Annotated in this window: 3 protein-coding genes; all 3 read right to left on the bottom strand. The window is 54.4% G+C overall.

Annotation, left to right across the window (positions count from 1 at the left end; all coding sequences use genetic code 11):
* Positions 1 to 69: 69 nt before the first annotated feature.
* Positions 70 to 1029, bottom strand: coding sequence for a TniQ family protein (locus IEX10_RS20230; RefSeq protein WP_111368995.1), 960 nt, complete (start codon positions 1027 to 1029; stop codon positions 70 to 72).
* The gene (locus IEX10_RS19820) at positions 1026 to 1883 is read right to left on the bottom strand and encodes a TniB family NTP-binding protein (RefSeq protein ID WP_229678661.1); all 858 of its coding nucleotides are present in this window, start codon (positions 1881 to 1883) and stop codon (positions 1026 to 1028) included. The genes IEX10_RS20230 and IEX10_RS19820 overlap by 4 nt, the downstream gene beginning before the upstream one ends.
* The coding region (locus IEX10_RS19815; protein ID WP_188679033.1) for a hypothetical protein at positions 1861 to 2118 on the bottom strand (258 nt) is incomplete at its 5' end. The genes IEX10_RS19815 and IEX10_RS19820, both read right to left, overlap by 23 nt.

Here is a 2118-nt window from a genome sequence, read left to right as displayed (position 1 = left end):
GTGTCGTAGTACCCTAATAAAAGAGAAATTACCGCTTCTGGCCTATTTTGGCGATTTCTGTGCCTCTATTTAGGATATGTCCACAGGTTTCGGCGACCTTCGGATGAGTGGTTCCGTCTGCCAAATCTCTTGCGCGCGGAGCAGAAGTGCATGTCGATCAGTGTTGGAGCCGAGTTCTTCAATTGCGCGTCGTGCCGCATGAAGCGCTCTCTCGGATGGCACAAGTCCAGTTGTTCCGAGCCCTCGTGTTCTAGCTCGGCGGCCTATGGCTCCCTGGTCTGCATATCGATATTCATGAAGTCGGGCCCAGCTCTGGAGATTCTCCAAAGCCTCACTCTGTCGCGGAAACGTACGCAACAGACTCCGCGCTGCCCGGTTGTTTCGCGCCACCCGATAGGCAGTGCGAAGCAACGGGTGCTTTGATCCGAGTTCAATCGCAGCGAGAACAATTGTTCTTTGGGCTTGGTTCTCAGAGATCAGCGCATCTGCATCCGCCAATTTCCACAATCGCAGAAGGTCTGACGTTTGTCTGAACTGATGCAGGCTTTGTTGGTCGCCAGAGACTACAGCTGACGCCAATCTTTTAGCCCCCTGAACCGCACGCGCTTTCATACGCTTTGAGATACCAGCATGCGGACATGTCGATACCAGAGACCGACCGCAACTTTCACAGTTTGTCGACCAAGCAAACCGCCAGTGGCGCAATACCAGATCCGGCGTTTGCTCTTGGCAATATGTGCAGGTCTGAAAGTCATGTGTTGCCAGATAGTTCAATGAGCGGGCGCTCAAATTTGGCAATGTCATCGCCGCAATCTCGGTACGTTTTCTTCCAACAGCCGCGCACAATCGGTCTACACAAACTTGCTCAAGGTCGCTCGAGCGGTCGGGCACCCTGCCCCTTTGCAAGCCAAGATAGCCGCACAGTTCTTCGGTTGAACAGTGATTGGCTTGTGCCAGCCGGGTAAGCCAGCTCGAAAGCAGTTCATCGCATAGGGGTGGTGGTCGGCGGGGCAGAAGCTTGATGGTCACTCGGCCTCAACGGCCGTCTCAAGCGGAACCGTCCACGCATGTTTGTTCCAGGTCGGCCGCCATGTCGCGACAGCCTCATCCGTAATCCTCTCTTCCCCAGAATGAATCGCATCGATGGCCAGAGACTTAATCATGATAAAGACGCGGGACGTGACCCCGCCGGTCACCTTCAGGATGGTTCGGAGCGAAGCAACGGTCAGGCCCGAAGGTTTTTCCAGCGCCATGGCCGCGATCAGTGTTTGGATCAGACGTGAGAACTCTACATCGTCTTCCCAAAGCGGCAAAAAATGTTCATCCAACCGGCGCGCAAGCTGGTCATCGCCACGGACGGCATCAAGCGCTTCGTTAACGCCAAAGACCACGAGCGATACGCTAAGCTCATTTGCGAGGAACCGTAGCATGTTGAGGAACCGACGTTGCTCCCTGTAACTGCCGGCAAGCAGATTGTGCACCTCGTCAATCATGAGCATTTTCAGGTCCATGTCTCTGAGATGGTTCAGCGCCCGAACCTCCAGTTCCGAGACTGTGCGACGCCCCCACATGGGCGCGCCAATCGTAGATAGTAAGTGTTGGTAGAACCTTCTCTCATCCGGCGCGGGTGGTGCCTGAAGCAGCAATACAGGTGTCTTGGTGATCCCGAGATCACTCTTGTATTGAGTGGGATACTTGCTCGCCATACGTTTGGCGATCATCGTCTTCCCGATGCCAGAGCTCCCATAGACCATCAAACCTGGCATGCGACTTTGTCGCGGTGTTTCCATCAATGATGTCAATCGATTGAGGACAATCGTTGCACGATCAAAAGCGATCCAATGGTCGCTGCGAATGCGGTCAATTCTTTCGTTTTGGGTCATGAAATTCATCTATGGGATAGGTTGGAAGATCAGGGTTGCCGGTATCAATCGCGAACATTTCACGAGAAGGGTCGCGCTGCTTTGGGGCCTTTGACAGGCGCGCATCCCGCTCTTTACCCAGCCTGGCTGCCTTGGTTTTCTGGCGCGCTGCCTCGGCCAGACGCCTTTGCGCGTCTACCATATCAAACAGCGCCTTTTCGTGGATCCGCCCACCGTGCTTTTCTTTCCATTCTTT

Source organism: Neptunicoccus cionae, assembly GCF_014643735.1.
In the GTDB taxonomy this organism is placed as follows: Bacteria; Pseudomonadota; Alphaproteobacteria; order Rhodobacterales; family Rhodobacteraceae; genus Amylibacter; species Amylibacter cionae.
This window is presented reverse-complemented; position numbering and strand designations above follow the sequence as displayed.